This is a genomic window from Bacillus thermozeamaize, from assembly GCA_002159075.1.
GTDB classification, from domain to species: domain Bacteria; phylum Bacillota; class Bacilli; order ZCTH02-B2; family ZCTH02-B2; genus Bacillus_BB; species Bacillus_BB thermozeamaize.
This window is the reverse complement of the sequence record LZRT01000014.1, coordinates 1-2,186: the sequence shown is the minus strand read 5'-3', so window position 1 is coordinate 2,186 and position 2,186 is coordinate 1. Positions and strand designations below refer to the sequence as shown.

Sequence of the window (2,186 nt, the reverse complement as noted above, 5' to 3'; positions counted from 1 at the left end):
GCCTGGAGTCCATGGCGCAACTTGCCGGCAAAACCGTTCAACCGCTAGAACCAGTGGCTGTATTACAGAAGTAAAATTAGGTGTACGTCTCTATAGCGGAATTTCCACCACTTGACGGGACACTATCGCATTTCTTGTAGTATATACGCTACCATGTAGATATGTACATACGAACGATCTCTCGTAAAAACAAAAATGGTTCGGTCACCCGTTACGTCCAGCTTGCCCATAATGTGCGAAATCCGGTGACCGGAACGCCGCAAGCGAAAGTCCTGTACCATTTCGGCCGCGCTGACGAACTGGACATGGAAGGCTTAAAGCGCCTTGCCGCCAGCATTCACCGCTTTGTGGGTGAATCGCAGGCGCCTTCTCCATCCTCACCGTCATCCGCATCGGTCACGCTGCTCAGCAGTCGTTCGCTGGGCGGTGTGTGGTTGCTCGATCAACTGTGGAAGAAGCTTGGTATCGGCGAAGCGATTACACGACGGCTTGCCGACCGGGAATATCGCATGCCGGTGGAGCGCGCCATCTTTGCTATGGTGGCCAACCGGGCGCTGGCACCCAGCAGCAAGTTGGCCATGGAAGATTGGGTGGATCGTGAAGTAGTCATCCCGAACCTTCCGGCGTTTGACGTGCAGCATGGCTACCGGGCAATGGATTTTCTGCTCGAGTCGGAAGAAAGCATTCAGCGCGAAGTGTTCCATACGGTTGCGGATTTGCTCAACCTGGAAGTCGATCTGTTGTTCTTCGACACGACCTCCACGTATTTTGAAACGGAAGAGAACGACGGAGACGATTTTCGCAAAACCGGTTATTCGAAAGATCACCGCCCCGACCTTCCGCAGGTGGTCATCGGTTTCGCGGTGACGCGTGATGGCATCCCGATTCGCTGTTGGGTATGGCCGGGCAATACGTCGGATATGAACGTGGTGCCGCAGGTGAAGAAAGATCTGATCGGGTGGAAACTTGGGCGCGTGATTACCGTCGTCGACCGCGGTTTCTCCTCCGAAGACAATCTGCGCGTGCTGCAGCAGAGCGGTGGTCACTACATTGCCGGGGAGAAAATGACGTCGGGCAAGCCAGCAGTGGAAGCGGCACTGGCACATCCAGGACGATTCAAAACGATCCGCCACAATTTGGAAGTCAAGGAAATCGTCGTGGGAGATGGCGAAGCGCGCAAGCGATACGTGCTCGTCCGCAATCCGGAAGAAGCCAGGCGGGATGCCGCCCGACGCGAAGCGCATCTAGAGCGGCTGCGCACGGAGCTTGCCCGGTTAAAGGAACTGGACGGCGAAGCGCATACCAAGGCCCACTGTCGTCTGCACAGCCACCCGACGTACAAACGTTATCTCAAGACCGACAAACGCGGCAATCTGCGGATCGATCTGGCGGCTATCAAAGCGATGGAACATCTGGACGGCAAGTACTTGCTGCGTACCTCAGACGACACGTTGTCCGCGGAGGATGTGGCACTCGGATACAAACAGTTGCTTCAGGTGGAAGCCGCGTTTCGCACACTGAAGCAATCGTTGGAACTGAGGCCGGTCTACCACCGAAAAGAAGAACGGATTCGCGCACATGTCCTGCTTTGCTGGCTGGCCTTAATGCTTATCCGGATTGCAGAAAACCAGACCGGCCAAACGTGGCGCGAGATTCGTTCGCTCATGCAGACATTGCATCTGGTGGAATACCGATTGGATGCCGGAAAGCTACGACAACGGACGGAATTAACGGACGAAAATCGGGCCTTTGTTTCAGCCTTGCAAATCGCAGAACCCAAGCAAATAGGGGACATTTCGCTCTCCTGACTGCCAAAAAAGGTAGGCACCACATGCGGTTACCCACAACCGCCGCATCCCTTGTCCCACTTGGGCTTGTGGCGGTTTGTGCATCTACCGACTGTCGAACTCGGGACGGTATTATCGCGAGAATAAAAACCAAAAGACCATGAACAACCGAACAAATGTTCTTTAATAAAGAGGATAAAGTTGGTATAATAGGATCGTACAATTGAATCTTGGGTGGGCATGGTATCCCTTCGAAAGGAGGTGATACCATGGAGTTGAAAGATGCAATTACCCTCATGATTCTTTTCGGCAGCTTTGTCATTGCACTTTTAACCTACATCGGGAATAACTACAAGAGAAAGTAAGAACCCACCCCAAGGTTCGCGGCCAAAGGTGGGT

1 protein-coding gene is annotated in these 2,186 nt (G+C 53.6%); it reads left to right on the top strand.

What is annotated here, in order from left to right; genetic code table 11:
• Positions 1-143: 143 nt before the first annotated feature.
• Positions 144-1,808 (top strand): transposase, encoded by a 1,665-nt coding sequence (locus BAA01_00505; GenBank protein OUM90554.1) that lies wholly within the window; start codon positions 144-146, stop codon positions 1,806-1,808.
• Positions 1,809-2,186: the final 378 nt, after the last annotated feature.